The sequence below is a fragment of the Streptomyces sp. NBC_01017 genome (genome assembly GCF_045162795.1).
Taxonomy (GTDB): domain Bacteria; phylum Actinomycetota; class Actinomycetes; order Streptomycetales; family Streptomycetaceae; genus Streptomyces; species Streptomyces machairae.
The window spans coordinates 2488408-2502869 of the sequence record NZ_CP108683.1 but is presented as its reverse complement, the minus strand read 5'-3'; the positions used below and the strand labels follow the sequence as shown (position 1 = coordinate 2502869).

General features: G+C 72.9%; 13 protein-coding genes and 1 pseudogene. 12 read left to right on the top strand and 2 right to left on the bottom strand.

The genetic code is table 11. The annotated features are described in order from the left end of the window. Position 1: 1 nt before the first annotated feature. Genes OG331_RS11610 through OG331_RS11600 form a run of 3 tightly spaced genes read left to right on the top strand, consistent with a single transcriptional unit; the run spans position 2 to position 3468 of the window. Positions 2 to 1798 (top strand): ABC transporter permease subunit, encoded by a 1797-nt coding sequence (locus OG331_RS11610; RefSeq protein WP_406194759.1) that lies wholly within the window; start codon positions 2 to 4, stop codon positions 1796 to 1798. Further along, positions 1795 to 3021 carry an MDR family MFS transporter gene (locus tag OG331_RS11605; protein WP_406194757.1) on the top strand — a complete coding sequence of 409 codons (1227 nt, stop codon included), beginning with the start codon at positions 1795 to 1797 and terminating at the stop codon, positions 3019 to 3021. The genes OG331_RS11610 and OG331_RS11605 overlap by 4 nt, the downstream gene beginning before the upstream one ends. 9 nt (positions 3022 to 3030) lie before the next feature. After that, positions 3031 to 3468, top strand: a complete 438-nt coding sequence (locus OG331_RS11600) for a GNAT family N-acetyltransferase (protein ID WP_406194755.1) — start codon at positions 3031 to 3033, stop codon at positions 3466 to 3468. Positions 3469 to 3672: 204 nt separating this feature from the next. Here OG331_RS11600 and OG331_RS11595 read toward each other — a convergent pair whose 3' ends face one another. Further along, positions 3673 to 4437 (bottom strand): CDP-alcohol phosphatidyltransferase family protein, encoded by a 765-nt coding sequence (locus OG331_RS11595; RefSeq protein ID WP_406209954.1) that lies wholly within the window; start codon positions 4435 to 4437, stop codon positions 3673 to 3675. A 108-nt stretch (positions 4438 to 4545) separates the two neighbouring features. Between OG331_RS11595 and OG331_RS11590 the strand changes: the two genes are divergently transcribed. The 5 genes and pseudogenes from OG331_RS11590 to OG331_RS11570 form a co-directional block, all read left to right on the top strand. Beyond that, positions 4546 to 5529, top strand: coding sequence for a zinc-binding alcohol dehydrogenase (locus tag OG331_RS11590; protein WP_406194753.1), 984 nt, complete (start codon positions 4546 to 4548; stop codon positions 5527 to 5529). Positions 5530 to 5701: 172 nt separating this feature from the next. After that, positions 5702 to 6100, top strand: a complete 399-nt coding sequence (locus OG331_RS11585; RefSeq protein WP_093747920.1) for a 6-carboxytetrahydropterin synthase — start codon at positions 5702 to 5704, stop codon at positions 6098 to 6100. Next, entirely contained in the window at positions 6097 to 7317 is a 1221-nt protein-coding gene (locus OG331_RS11580; protein WP_406194749.1) for a glycosyltransferase family 4 protein, read from the top strand. Before OG331_RS11585 ends, OG331_RS11580 begins: the two co-directional genes overlap by 4 nt. Next, positions 7314 to 8363, top strand: a complete 1050-nt coding sequence (locus OG331_RS11575) for a trans-aconitate methyltransferase (protein WP_406194746.1) — start codon at positions 7314 to 7316, stop codon at positions 8361 to 8363. Before OG331_RS11580 ends, OG331_RS11575 begins: the two co-directional genes overlap by 4 nt. Further along, positions 8360 to 9376: pseudogene (locus OG331_RS11570) on the top strand (lysylphosphatidylglycerol synthase transmembrane domain-containing protein); the annotation flags it as partial. The gene OG331_RS11575 and the pseudogene OG331_RS11570, both read left to right, overlap by 4 nt. A gap of 152 nt (positions 9377 to 9528) precedes the next feature. Here the strand turns inward: OG331_RS11570 and OG331_RS11565 are convergent. Next, positions 9529 to 10317, bottom strand: coding sequence for a creatininase family protein (locus OG331_RS11565; RefSeq protein ID WP_406194742.1), 789 nt, complete (start codon positions 10315 to 10317; stop codon positions 9529 to 9531). A 40-nt stretch (positions 10318 to 10357) separates the two neighbouring features. Between OG331_RS11565 and ribA the strand changes: the two genes are divergently transcribed. The 4 genes from ribA (at position 10358) to OG331_RS11545 (ending at position 14458) form a co-directional block, all read left to right on the top strand. Beyond that, positions 10358 to 11026 carry a GTP cyclohydrolase II gene (gene ribA, locus OG331_RS11560; RefSeq protein ID WP_406194740.1) on the top strand — a complete coding sequence of 223 codons (669 nt, stop codon included), beginning with the start codon at positions 10358 to 10360 and terminating at the stop codon, positions 11024 to 11026. 69 nt (positions 11027 to 11095) lie between these two features. After that, on the top strand, positions 11096 to 12235 hold the full coding sequence (locus OG331_RS11555) for an NAD(P)/FAD-dependent oxidoreductase (protein ID WP_406209951.1): 1140 nt from the start codon (positions 11096 to 11098) through the stop codon (positions 12233 to 12235). Beyond that, positions 12232 to 13302, top strand: coding sequence for a saccharopine dehydrogenase (locus OG331_RS11550; protein ID WP_406194737.1), 1071 nt, complete (start codon positions 12232 to 12234; stop codon positions 13300 to 13302). Before OG331_RS11555 ends, OG331_RS11550 begins: the two co-directional genes overlap by 4 nt. Continuing rightward, entirely contained in the window at positions 13295 to 14458 is a 1164-nt protein-coding gene (locus tag OG331_RS11545; RefSeq protein ID WP_406194735.1) for a saccharopine dehydrogenase family protein, read from the top strand. Before OG331_RS11550 ends, OG331_RS11545 begins: the two co-directional genes overlap by 8 nt. Positions 14459 to 14462: the final 4 nt, after the last annotated feature.

The window sequence follows — 14462 nt, the reverse complement described above, 5'->3', positions numbered from 1 at the left end:
CGTGCGGCGCCAGACAGTCACGCTCCTGTGGCGTGCGGGGATCGCGGCCGCCCTGGTGTGCGCCATCGGCGTACTGCCCTGGCTGTCGCGCACCGACCCGGCGCTCACCGTGCTCAAGGCCCGGTCGGCGGACCGCGACCCCACCCCCGAGGTGCTGGCGGACATCCGCGCCCAGCTCGGCCTGGACGCGGGCCCGTTCCGTCTCCTCGGTGACTGGCTGAGCGGGCTGGGGCGCGGGGACGCCGGCCGGTCGTGGATCTCCGGCAGCGAGGTCACACCCGCCGTGCTCCAGGCCCTCGGCGCGTCCCTTCTGCTGATGGCGGTGGCCCTCCTGCTCGCCGCCGTCACCGCCGCGCTGATCTGCGCCCGCACCCTGTGGCTCGGCGCCCACCGGCGGCTCGACGGGCGGCGTGCCGGAGGCAGCGGTTCCGCCGTCCTCGCCGCGCTCCCCGAGTTCCTCACCGCGTCCGTCCTCGCGACCGTCGTCGGCGTGCAGTTGGGCTGGCTGCCCGCCCTCGGCTGGTACGGCCCCCAGTGGACGATCCTCCCGGCCCTCGCCCTCGGCCTGCCCGCCGGTGCCGTGCTCGGCCGGCTCCTCGACGACCTGCTGCCCGGCGCCTTCGCCGAGCCCTGGGCGCTGGCCGCCACCGCACGCGGACTCCCCGGCCGCAGCGTCGCCCGCCAGGCCCTGCGCCGCTGCCTGCCCGGGCTGCTCCCCAACACCGTCCTGTTCGTCGTGGGTCTGACCGGCGGATCGGTCACCGTCGAGCAGATCTTCGACATCCCCGGCCTCGGCCGCACCACCCTCCAGGCCGCCCTCGCCCAGGACCTGCCCGTCCTCCAGGCCGGCACCCTCGCCCTCGTCCTGCTCGCCGCGGCCGCCGCCGGACTGGCCCACCTCCTCGCCCGCCTGCTGATCGGCCCGGCCCTGCGCGACGGCGCGCTGCCGTCCCTGCACCGGCCGCCGCCGCCCGCACGCAGGTTCCTGCCGCTCGCATACGGCGGCCTGCTCGTCGGCGTCGTCGCCCTCGGCCTGTCCCGTGACCCGCTGGCCCTCGACACCGCCGAGCGACTCGCGGCCCCTTCGCCGGGGCACCCGTTCGGCACCGACGCCCTCGGCAGGGACATCCTCGCCCGCGTCTCCCACGGCGCCCTCGACACGCTGCTGCTCGCCGGCGCGATCACCGCGGTCACCCTGCTCACCGGAGTGGCGCTCGGCCTGCTGCCCCGGCTGTCCGGCCCGCTCGTCGACACAGTCACCGCGCTGCCGCCGGTCCTGGTCGCCCTGCTCGTCACCGCGGTCGTCGGCAGCGGAACCGCCACGCCCGCGCTCGCCGTTGCCGCCGTGGCGTGGGCCCCACTGGCCGCCCACACCTCGGCGCTGCTACGGCAGGAACGCGCCGCCCTCCACCTCACCGCCACCCGCGCCCTGGGCGCCGGCCCCTGGTACCTGCTGCGCCACGAACTGCTGCCCGCCGTCGTGCCGCCCGTCACCCGCCACGCCCTGCTCCGCCTGCCCGGCGTCGCCCTCGCCCTCGCCTCGTTGGCCTTCCTCGGCCTGGGCGCCCAGCCGCCCTCCCCGGAGTGGGGCCTGCTCCTCGCCGAGAACCAGCCCTACGCCGAGCGCGCCCCCTGGGCGGTCCTCGCCCCCGCCGCCGTACTCGCCCTGCTGGGTGCGCTGGCGGTGACGGCGGCCGGAGGCCTGCGGGGCGGGCGGCGGCGAAGGGACCGGGGTGAGCCTGCCGTGCCCGTGCCCGAACAGCAGTCACCCGCCAAGGAGTTGGTGGGGGCGGGATGACCTCGCTGCTGTCGCGTAGTCTCCGCAAGCCGCCGGACCGACCCCGGCTCTCCCCTCTCCTGCGCCTCCTCATCCTCACCCAACTCGCCTTCAACATCGGCTTCTTCGCCGTCCTGCCCTTCCTCGCCGAGCACCTGGGGCAGGCCGTCGGGATGGCGGGCTGGATGGTCGGGTTCGTGCTGGGGCTGCGGACGTTCAGCCAGCAGGGGCTGTTCGTGGTGGGCGGGGCGCTGGCCGACCGGTACGGCATCCGGCCCGTCGTGCTCACCGGCTGTGCGCTGCGGATCGCCGGGTTCGCCTGGCTCGGGTACGCGCGACAGACGTGGGCGGTCATCGGCGCCGTGCTGCTGATCGGGTTCGCCGCCGCGCTGTTCTCACCCGCCGTCGAGTCCGAGGTCGCCCGGCAGGCCGTGGTGTGGGAGGAGTCCGGCGGCGGCTCCCGGACCCGCGTCCTCGCGCTGCTGACGGTGGCCGGACAGGCAGGCGCGTTCGTCGGGCCGCTGCTCGGCGCGCTGCTGCTGGCGGTGGACTTCCGTACGGTCTGCCTCGCCGGCGCCGGCATCTTCGTCCTCGTCCTCGCCGGGCACGCGTGGCTGCTGCCGCAGCACATACCCGGGCGAGGGGGTGTACGGCTGCGCGGCGGCATGGGGAAGCTGCTGCGCAACCGCCGCTTCCTCGCGCTGTGCTGTGCCTACGGCGCCTACCTGCTCGCCTACAACCAGCTCTATCTCGCCCTCCCCGACGAGGTGGAGCGCGCCACGGGCTCCCAGGCCGCGCTGGCCTGGCTGTTCGCCCTGTCCTCGCTGCTGGTGGTGGTCGCCCAGCTGCCCGTCACCCGGTGGGTGGGGGAGCGGCTCACCCTGCGCCGGTCCATGGTCGCCGGGCTGCTGCTGATCGCGGCGGGGTTCGCGGTGGTGGCCGCGGCCCGGCCCGCCGACTGGACCGGTACGGCGGGGCTGTTGCCCGCGGCCGGCTTCGTCGTCCTGCTCACCCTCGGCCAGATGCTCGTCGCCCCGGTCGCCCGCGCCTGGGTGCCCGACCTCGCGGAGGAGGGCCGACTCGGCCTCTACACCGGCGCGTTGTCCTCGGTCTCCGGCCTGATCGTCCTGCTCGGCAGCTCGGCCACGGGAAGCCTCCTCGACACCGGCCTGCCCGCCGCCGTGCCGTGGCTGGTGCTGGCGGTCGTACCGGTGGCGGCTGTCGGGGTGCTGCCGCGTCGGTAGGGTCCCCGCATGGATGTTCAGGTGGAGATCGCCCGGGAGGCGGGCGCGGAACTCGTGGCCGCCTTCGACCGGCTGCTGCCGCAGCTGTCCCGCAGGGCCAAGCCCCTCGACCTCGCGGCGGTCGACCGCATCGTGAGGTGCGACACGAACACCGTTCTCGTGGCTCGGGCGGACGGCGAGATCGTCGGCACGCTGACCCTCGTACAGATTCCCGTGCCTTCCGGACTGCGTGCCCGGATCGAGGACGTGGTCATCGACGGAGCCGCGCGCGGTCACGGAGTCGCGGGGCTGCTGATGCGTGAGGCGGTCCGGCTCGCCCGGGAGTCCGGGGCGCGGACCGTCGATCTGACCTCGCGGCCGGACCGGGCCTCGGCGAACAGGTTGTACGAACGACTGGGGTTCGCGGCAAGGGACTCGACCGTGTACCGGATGCAGCTCGACGGCTGACTGCCGCTCATGGCGTCCCCGGGGCTGCTGATGCGTGAGGCGGTCCGGCTCGCCGGGGAGTCCGGGGCTCGGACCGTCGATCTGACCTCGCGGCCGGACCGGGCCTCGGCGAACAAGCCCTACGAATGACTGAGCTTCTCAGCAAGGGAATCGACGGCTGACTGCCGTCCACGGCACCCCTGGTGCCGTCCGGCGACCGACCCCTCAGGACGCCACCAGCTCCCGCACCTCCGCCACCGGTGCCCGCCGCACGCGCGCCGGCCGGTTGCGGTACAGCCACAGGATGTCCCGGCCGAACGACCAGACCAGCGCCGCCAGCGCCGTCGCGGTGACCGCGAACGTCGCCAGGTACGGGAAGAGGCCGGACGCGGCCATGAGCAGGAACACACCCTGCATCGCGGCGACCGTCTTGCGGGCCGTGCTCGGCGGGAGCGCGGCGTTCAGCCAGGGCCAGACGCGGGCGGCGGCGACGAAGCCGTAGCGCATGGCGCCGATGAGGAGCACCCACGGACCCAGCGACATCGAGACGTACACGCTCAACACCAGGATCAGGAACGCGTCCACCTCCATGTCGAAACGCGCGCCCAGGGCGGTCGACGTGCCCGTACGGCGGGCCACCTTGCCGTCCACGCCGTCGAGGATCAGGGCGACCGCGGTCAGGCCGACGAACAACGTCACCGGCGGAGAACTCTGGAAGGAGTCCGCGACCAGCGCCGTGACGCCGCCGACCAGCGTCGCGCGGCCGAGGGTGACTCGGTTCGCCGGCCCGAAGGAGCGGAGCCGGGATCGGTGCAAAGCCAGCGAGAGCAGCGCCCAGGTGGCGATGGCGAAGACCAGGCCGGTCAGCCAGCCCGCCGGCCCCATGCCGATCGCCGAGCCGAGCAGGGCCAGCAAAAGGATCTGCACGCCCGCTCCCACAGCGGTCTCCTGCTGGACCAGCCTCGCGTCGTAAGTGTTGTTCAGGGCCACCGCACGTTCCTCCGGCCGGATGACAGAGTCGATCAAGGCCGCGTACTGTGCGCGACCTGTGCATACCTCGGTACGTGAACAGCCCGCAGATCGTTCAGGAGGATTCCGATGAACCACGCCGCACGTGCGTTCTGGCTCACCTCTCCGGGTGAGGGAGAGATCCGGGAGGTCACCCTTCCGGAGCCGGGCGAGGGCGATGTGCTGGTGCGGTCGCTGTACTCCGGGGTCAGCCGTGGCACGGAGACACTCGTGTTCCGGGGCGGGGTCCCGCAGAGCCAGCACGCGGCCATGCGGGCGCCGTTCCAGGAGGGCGATTTCCCCGCCCCGGTGAAGTACGGCTATCTCAGCGTCGGGATGGTCGAGGAGGGGCCGACAGCACTGGTCGGCCGTACGGTCTTCTGCCTGTACCCGCATCAGACGCGGTACGTCGTCCCCGCGAGCGCCGTCACCGTCGTACCCGACACCGTGCCCGCCGAACGGGCCGTCCTCGCCGGCACCGTCGAGACCGCCGTCAACGCGCTCTGGGACGCCGCACCCATGGTCGGTGACCGGATCGCCGTGGTCGGCGGCGGCATGGTCGGCTGCTCGGTGGCCGCCCTGCTGGCCCGCTTCCCGGGTGTACGGCTCCAGCTGGTCGACGCCGATCCGCGCCGGGCCGAGGTCGCCGAGGCCCTCGGTGTCGCCTTCGCCACGCCCGACGAGGCGCTCGGCGACCGCGACCTGGTGGTCCACGCCAGCGCCACCGAGCAGGGCCTCGCCCGGTCGCTCGAACTGCTCCGCCCCGAGGGCACGGTCGTCGAACTCAGCTGGTACGGCGACCGGAAGGTGGCTCTGCCGCTGGGCGAGGCCTTCCACTCCCGGCGGCTCGTCATCCGCAGCAGCCAGGTCGGCACCGTCTCCCCGGCCCGCAGTGCCAGCCGCACGTACGCCGACCGGCTCGCCCTCGCCCTCGACCTGCTCGCCGACCCCGCCCTCGACGCTCTCGTCACGGGGGAGAGCGCTTTCGCGGAGCTGCCCGAGGTGATGCCGAAGCTCGCTTCCGGGGAGATTTCGGCGCTCTGTCATCGGGTCAGGTACGCGGACACGACCTGACAGGACCGGACACGTGCTGACGGACTCGTTCAATCGGGGACGACAAGAGCGCCTGACCTGAGAAAAGAGTGAGAGACGGCTGAACAACGGGAAGCGAAGAGCCGTACTACACGGCATCCCCGGCAGCCGATCGGCGGGGATGAGGAGCGCACCGCACCTGGAGGGTCGTCCGTTGTTCAGCATCACCGTCCGCGATCACATCATGATCGCCCACAGCTTCCGCGGCGACGTCTTCGGACCCGCGCAGCGTCTGCATGGAGCGACGTTCCTGGTGGACGCCACATTCCGGCGCGAGCAGCTGGACGACGACAACATCGTCGTCGACATCGGACTGGCCACTCGGGAACTGGGTGCCGTCGTGGGTGAGCTGAACTACAGAAACCTCGACAACGAACCCGACTTCGCCGGGATCAACACCTCCACCGAGTTCCTGGCCAAGGTCATCGCCGACCGGCTCGCCGAGCGGATCGAGAAGGGTGCGCTGGGCGAGGGCGCCAAGGGCCTCGCAGGTCTCACCGTGACGCTGCACGAGTCGCATGTCGCATGGGCGAGTTACGAGCGTGCGCTGTGACCGACGTGACCCTGGAGCAGGCCGTCGCCGTGGAAAAGGCTCCGGAGAAGTCGGAGAAGGTGGCGCTCGGCTATCTGCCCGTGCAGCACTCCGCCCTGAAGAACGCCGAGATCATCCCCATGTCCCTGCGCTCCGTCCACTTCGTGATGCCGGGCGGCGTCGACGACGCGTCCGCGCCGAGCGGCGGCAACGCCTATGACCGGCGGGTGAGTCTGGATCTGCCCGGCTTCGGCTGGCAGGTGCACAAGCACGCGGTGGACGGCAGCTGGCCCAGCCCGGGGGCGGCGGCGCGCGCCGAACTCGCCCGCACGCTGGGGGAGTTCCACGACGGGACCGTCGTCCTGCTGGACGGACTGGTCGCCTGCGGGGTGCCCGAGATCATCGTCCCGGAAGCGGAACGGCTGAACCTCGCGGTCCTCGTCCATCTGCCGCTCGGCGACGAGACGGGCCTGGACCCCGCCGTCGCCGCGGAGCTGGACGCCCGGGAACGCACGGTGCTGCGGGCCGTTCCCGCGGTGATCGCCACCAGCGACTGGGCCGTCCGCCGCCTCGTCTCCCACCACGGCCTCGCGCCCGACCGCGTCCATGTCGCCGCCCCCGGCGCCGACATCGCGCCGCTGGCCTCCGGCACGGACGGCGTGTCCCGCCTGCTGTGCGTGGCCGCCGTGACACCCCGCAAGGGACAGCACCGGCTGGTCGAGGCGCTGGCGTCGGTGACCGACCTGCCGTGGAGCTGCGTCTGCGTGGGCCCGCTGAACCAGGACCCCGAGTACGTGGCCGAACTGCGGTCCCTGATAGTCGAGCACGGGTTCGAGGACCGGCTGGTCCTTGCGGGCCCGCAGGCCGGCGCCGAACTCGACGCCAGCTACAACGCCGCCGACCTCATGGTGCTCACCTCCTACGCCGAGACGTACGGCATGGCGGTGACGGAAGCCCTCGGGCGCGGCATCCCGGTGCTCGCGACGGACGTCGGCGGACTGCCGGAGGCGGTCGGCCGGGCCCCCGACGGCGGTGTCCCCGGCATCCTCGTCCCGCCGGAGAACCCCGCCGCGATCGCCGCCGAGCTGCGCGGCTGGTTCGGCGAGGCGGACGTACGACGCCGACTGAAGGCGGCTGCCCGGGGACGCCGGGCCGCCCTGAACGGCTGGGCCGGCACGGCCCGCAGCCTGGCCTCGGTACTGGGCCGACTGCCGAACGAACCCCGGAGGGTCGCATGAGGGACACGGCAACGGCGCAGAGCGGAGGGGCGATTCCGGCCCAGCCGGGACCGCGCGATCCTGCACCGCAGAGCGGGATCGTTTCGGCGGAGGGCGCCCCGGGCGGCGTATCCGCACCGGCGGCGGCCGACCCGGACGCCGTGATCCTCGGGGCGGGGCCCAGCCTCGGTCCCGGCGAGCGCGCGACCGTACGGCTCAGGGATGCCGGGCCGGACGACCCGCCCCGCTATGCCCCGGAGTGGCTGGAGCTGCGGGAAGGCGCCGACGCCGCCGCGCGGGCGCACGACTTGCTCGACCCGCTGCGGATCCGGCTCGCCAACCGGCCCGGACGGTCCGGAGTCGTGATCCACGACGTGGGCTGCGGCACCGGCTCCATGGGCCGCTGGCTGGCGCCCCACCTGGACGGCGCCCAGCACTGGGTCCTGCACGACCGCGACCCCTATCTCCTGCACTTCGCCGCCGTGGCCTCCCCGCGCTCCTCCGCGGACGGCAGCCGCGTCACGGTCGAGACGCGCCGCGGCGACGTCGGCCGCCTCACCCCGGACGGCCTCGCCGGCGCCTCGCTGGTGACCGCCTCCGCGCTGCTCGACGTCCTCACCCGCGAGGAGGTCGACGCCCTCGCCGCCGCCTGCGCGGGCGCGGGCTGCCCGGCGCTGCTGACGCTGTCCGTCGCGGGCCGCGTCGAACTCACCCCGTCCGACCCGCTGGACCAGGAGATCGCCGAGGCGTTCAACGCCCACCAGCGGCGCTCGGGGATGCTGGGGCCGGACGCGATCACCGCGGCGGCGGAGGCCTTCTCCGAGCACGGCGCGACCGTCCAGGTGCACCCGAGCCCCTGGCGGCTCGGCCCCGACGAGTCCGCGCTCACCGCGCAGTGGCTGCGCGGCTGGGTCGGCGCGGCGGTCGAGCAGCGCCCCGACCTGCGCGAGCGCGCCGACCGCTATCTGCAGGACCGCCTCGCCGCCTGCCAGGCGGGCGAGTTGAGTGTCGTGGTCCACCACAGCGACCTGCTGGCGCTGGTGCGACCGACGGGCGGAGCGTCATGAGCGTGGGGACGGTGGCGGGGGCGCGCGTCACGCGACGGGGCGCCAAGGCTCGGGAACGGCGAGTGAAGGCCTGTGCCGTGAGCGGGGCCGTCGTGGTCCCGGCGGCGGGCCCTGCCACCCGAGCCGACACCAAGCCCACGGCCCGCCCGGGCCGCCCCCGCCTGCGCACCCGCCTGGCCCGTCTCAACACCCCCGCCGTCCGCACCCACCTGGGCACGGTCTTCGGCGTCGCCATCCTCGTCGCGCTGTTCTGGCGCCTCGGTACCGGCGTCTTCCTCGACGGGCTGCGGCGGATCGACGCGACGGCACTGGTCGCGGCACTCGGGATCGGGCTCGTCACCACCGTGTTCAGCGCGTGGCGCTGGCAGTTGGTGGCACGCGGGCTGCGGATCCGGCTGCCGCTCGGGCCGGCCGTCGCCGACTACTACCGCGCCCTGTTCCTCAACGCCGCCCTCCCGGGCGGCGTCCTCGGCGATGTGCACCGGGCCGTGCGGCACGGGCAGAGCGCCGGTGACATGGGCCGTGGCGTCCGTGCGGTCGTGCTCGAACGCGCGGCCGGCCAGGTCGCCCTCGCCGCCGTCGGTGCCGTCGTGCTGCTGACCATGCCGTCCCCGGTGCTGAACGAGGCCCGCGACCTCACGCCGCTCATCCTGTTGGCCGCCGTGGGCGCACTCGCCGTCGTGGCCGCCCTGCGCATGAACCGTGCGCCGTCCCGCCGTGAGGGGACCAAGCCGACGGCCGTGCGCACCACCCTCGGCGAGGCCCGCGAGGCCCTGCTGTCCCGCCGCAACGGTCCCGGCGTCGCCGTGTCCTCCGGCGTCGTCCTCGCCGGTCACATCGCGATGTTCGTGCTCGCCGCGCGGATCGCCGGCTCCACGGCCTCCGTGGCCGCCCTGCTGCCGCTCGCCGTCCTGGCCCTGCTTGCCATGGGCGTGCCCCTGAACGTCGGAGGGTTCGGTCCCCGCGAGGGCGCCACCGCCTGGGCGTTCGGCGCCGCCGGGCTCGGCGCCGACACCGGACTGGCCGTCGCCGTCGTGTACGGCGTCCTCAGTTTCGTGGCCGCCCTGCCCGGCGTCCTCGTCCTCGTCGCCCGCTGGTACACCGGCCTGCGCACGCGCTCCGGGTCCGCCGTAGCCGTAGCCGTAGCGGACCCGGAGCCCAGCCGCTATTTTCGTGCGTCTCCCGTGTCCCGTACGGAATCGTCCGCGGAGGTCAGCAGTGACACATACGCGCCGAAGGAATCCGCGAGGCTCGCCAGCAGGCGCTTCCCCTTTTCCGCGGAACCCAGCGAAGGGCGGCCTATGACACCCGAATCGGTATAGGCGGACATACCGAGGGTGAGTAGCTGACGGCGGTCGTCCGCAACGAAATCGGAAGTCTCATAACCGGGTCGGATCAATTCGGGATGAGTGTGCAGAAGGATGGAGGTCTCAATTTCCCCCGCGTGCATGTCGGTGAGCAGCGAGGTCTCCACCCCCGCCCGCTCCCGCGCCGCCTCCCAGTCCTCCGGGGCCGGGAACAGTGCCATTCGCTCGCCCTGCGCGGAGGACTCCTGAACGACATTGCCCAGTACGTAATTTCCGCCGTGCCCGTTGACCAGCACCAGAGCGTCGACGCCGGACCGGCGGAGCGAAGCCGCTATGTCCCGTATCACCGCATGAAGGGTCACGGAGGAGATGCTGACGGTCCCCGGCCAGGCCGCGTGTTCGTGCGAGCAGGAGATCGTCACCGGCGGAAGGAGGTGCACCGGGTGTGCGGCGGCTATCTCACGCGCGATGGCGCAGGCCACGAGCGTGTCGGTCGCCAGTGGAAGGTACGGGCCGTGCTGCTCGAAGCTTCCGACGGGCAGGACCGCGACCTGTCGTGAGACACCCGCGCCCCGCGTCCGTACGTCGTCGGTGGTGTCCGCCGGCACCAGCGAGTGTGCCGCCGGCTGCGTCTGCGAATCACTCATCTTTTCCGGCCTTTCGTCTCTGCTTAGGAACTGAAGAATCATGACAGATAAAATTGGCGTCCTCGGCAAGAAGTCCGCTCAGCGCACGCAGCGTTCCGGCGTGGAACGCGTGGTGAATGCCCCCTTGCCCACCGTGTACGGGGAATTCCGCGCGATCGGCTACATGGACCACGACCGCGGTGACGAGCAAGTGGCCCTGGTGTACGGGGAGATAGGCGCGGAGAACGTCCTCACCCGACTGCACTCCGAGTGCCTGACGGGCGACGCCTTCGGCTCCCAGCACTGCGAGTGCGGCGACCAGCTGGCCTCCGCACTGCGCGCGGTGGTCGCCGAGGGCAGTGGCATCGTCGTCTACCTGCGGGGCCACGAGGGCCGCGGCATCGGTCTGCTCGGCAAGCTGCGCGCGATGGCCCTGCAGGCGGAGGGCCTGGACACCGTCGAGGCCAACCTCGCGCTCGGCCTGCCCGTGGACGCCCGCGACTACGGCGTCGCCGCCGGGATCCTGCACGACCTGGGCGTGAACAGCGTCCGCCTCATGTCGAACAATCCGCGCAAGCGCGACGCGTTGCTGCGGCACGGCATCCAGATCGCCGAGCAGGTCCCGCTGCTGATCCCGCCGTGCGAGAACAACATCACCTACCTGCGCACCAAGCGGGAGCGCCTCGACCACCACCTGCCCCATCTGGACGCGGTCGCGCACCTGTCCTGATTGCCGCGGGGCCCATCCGGACAGGAAGAGGGAACGACCGACGACTTCCAGGAGGGTGGGCCCGTGAACATGCATGCGAGTGTCGTCGTCATCGGCGGCGGTGTGATGGGGACCAGCATCGCCTATCACCTCGCCCGTGCCGGGGTACGGGACGTCGTCCTCGTCGAGCGGGACGAACTGGCGTCCGGGTCCACGTCCAAGGCGGCCGGGGGCGTGCGGGCGCAGTTCTCCGACGAGCTCAACATCCAGCTCGGGGCACGCAGCCTGGAGGCGTTCGGCCGGTTCCGGGACGAGACCGGGTACGACATCGGGCTGCACCGGGTCGGCTATCTGTTCCTGCTCTCCACGCCGGAGGAGGTCGCCGGTTTCGAGGCGGGCGTCCGGCTGCAGAACGCACTCGGCGTGCCGAGCCGCATGATCGACCCCGCCGAGGCGCAGCGGCTCTCCCCGCTGATCACCACCGACGGACTGCTGGCGGCCGCGTTCTCGCCGGACGACGGCCACTGCACCCCCGAGTCCGTCGTCCACGGCTACGCGGCCGCGGCCCGCGAGTACGGGGCGCGGCTCTTACGCCACAACGACGTCACCGGCATCGAACTGCACGGCGACCGGATCACCGCCGTGACCACCACCATCGGGCGCATCGCCACCGACACGGTGATCTGCGCGGCCGGTCCCTGGTCGCGCACGATCGGGGCGATGGTCGGCGTGGACCTGCCCGTGGTGCCGCTGCGCCGCCAGATCGCGGTCACCGAAGCGGTCGCCGGACTGCCGCCGCAGCTGCCCATGACGATCGACTTCACCACCAGCCTCTACTTCCACACCGAGGGCCCAGGCCTCCTCCTCGGCATGTCCGACCCCGACGAGCGCCCCGGGTTCGCCACCGACACCCACGACCGCTGGATCCCCCGCCTGACCGAGGCCATGGAGCACCGCGCCCCCGCCCTGCTCGACCTGCGCCGCACGGGAGGCTGGGCGGGTCTGTACGAGGTCACACCGGACCACAACGCGCTGATCGGCGAGGCGACTTCCGTGTCCCGATTTCTGTACGCGACCGGGTTCTCCGGCCATGGCTTTCTGCAGGGACCGGCCGTCGGCGAGGTCATCCGTGACCTGTACCTCGGCCGCGTACCCTTCGTGGACGTCAGCCCCTTGAGCGCCGGCCGGTTCATGGCCGACGCCCCGCGCCCGGAGGCCAACCGCGTATGACCGATCTCCATCTGTGGCTGCGCCACGAGGTCCGTTCCACCGAACGACGCACTCCGATCGTGCCGGCCGACGCCCGGCGCCTCGTCGAGAGCGGGGTGACACTGACCGTCGAGGAGTCCCCGCAGCGGATCTTCCCCATCGAGGAGTACGACGCTGCCGGCTGCCGCGTCGCGCCCGCGGGCTCCTGGGTGTCGGCCCCCGAACAGGCCGTGGTCATCGGGCTGAAGGAACTCCCGGACCGGCCAGGTGAGCTCACCCACCGGCACATCTACTTCGGCCACGCCTACAAGCAGCAGCCCGGCGCCGAGGACCTGCTCCGCCGGTTCGCCCAGGGCGGCGGCGTCCTGCTCGACCTGGAGTACCTGGTGGACGACGACGGCCGCCGCCTCGCCGCGTTCGGCTTCTGGGCCGGCTATCTCGGTGCCGCCCTCGCCGTCCTCCAGCATCGCGGGAAACTCGTCGCGCCGCTCACGCCGACGTCGAAGGAGGAACTGGACGCCACCCTCCAACCCGCTCCCGACGACGAGGAGTTCACCGCGCTCGTGATCGGTGCCCTGGGCCGCAGCGGCCGGGGTGCGCGCCTCGCCTTCATGACCGCCGGGGTCGAGGAGGCCACGCCCTGGGACCTCGCCGAGACCCGCGACCTGGACCGCCCGGCCCTCCTCGCGCACGACGTCCTGGTCAACGCCGTCCTCGCCACCGCCCCGATCCCGCCCTTCCTGCGCGAGCAGGACCTCGACGACCCCGCCCGACGGCTGCGCACCCTCTGCGACGTCACCGTCGACGTCGGCTCCCCCCTGAACGTCCTGCCGGTCTACGACCGCACCACCGACTGGACCGACCCGGTGCGCCGGCTGCGGAAGGAACCCCCGCTCGACCTGATCGCCATCGACAACCTGCCCTCCCTGCTGCCCCGCGAGTCCAGCACCGACTTCTCGGCGGCGCTGCTGCCCCAGCTGCTGGACTTCGGGACGGGCGGGCCCTGGGGGCGCTGTCAGGACCGGTACCACCAGGCCGCCCGCGAACTCGGCATCGCAGAAGCAGAAGGGGAGTACCGCCATGGCTGACAGCTCCGCACGGGTGCCCGCGAGCGGCACCGTCCACTGGGTCGGCGCCGGACTGTCCACCGGCAGCGGTCTGGCCCGGCTGTGCGACACGGCCGACCGCGTACGGCTGTGGCACCGCACCGCGGACCGCGCCGCCGACGCTCTGACCAGGCTGGGCCTCACCGGACGCGCCGAGCCCCGCGCTTACACCCTCCCCTCACTCACGGCCGAACTGGCGCCCGGTGACGTGGTCGTATCGATGCTGCCCGCCCCGGAGCACGCCGGGCTCCTCGCGGCCTGCATCCGGGAACAGGTTCACTTCGCCTGCTCCAGCTATGTGTCGGACGCCGTCCTCGAACAGGTGCCCGCGGCCGGGGCGGCCGGGCTCGTGGTCCTCACCGAGGCCGGCCTCGACCCGGGCATCGACCACCTCTTCGCGCACTGTCTGGTCGGCCGCGCCCGGACGGCCGTCGGTGACGACACGGCCGCCTCGTACAGCCTCACCTCGTACTGCGGCGGTGTCCCCGCCGTCCCGAACGACTTCAGGTACCGCTTCAGCTGGGCGCCCGCCGGTGTTCTCAACGCCCTGCGCGCACCGGCCCGTTACCTCAAGGACGGTGCCGAAACGGTCGCCGAGCGGCCGTGGGAGGTGACACGTCGGCATGTCGTCGACGCGGAGGCGTTCGAGGTCTACCCCAACCGCGACAGCGTCCCGTTCGTCGAGCAGTACGGGCTGCCGCCCGCGTGGAAGCCGCAGACCTTCGTGCGGGGCACCCTGCGCCTGGAGGGCTGGCTGCAGGCCTGGGACGCCGTCTTCGAGGAGCTGAAGACCGGCGACGACGCCCGAATCGCCGCCCTGGCAGGGGAGTTGGCGGCGGCCTACCCCACCACGGACGCCGACCGGGACCGGGTCGTCCTCGCCGTGTCGCTCGATGTGCGCGGCGGGGGAGGGCAGAGCTGGTCCGGCAGTTACCTGCTGGACCTGGTGGGCGACGAGGAGGAGAGCGCCATGGCCCGCTGTGTCTCCCGCCCCCTCGCTCTCGGCGTCCGGCACATCCTGGACGGCTCCCTGCCGGCGGGCCTGAACCGCGCCGCCGAGACGGCGGCCCGCTCGGAGGAGTGGCTGCGCGAACTCGCCCTGGAAGGAGTGGAGTTCACGCTGCGCGTGGACCGGTGACCGG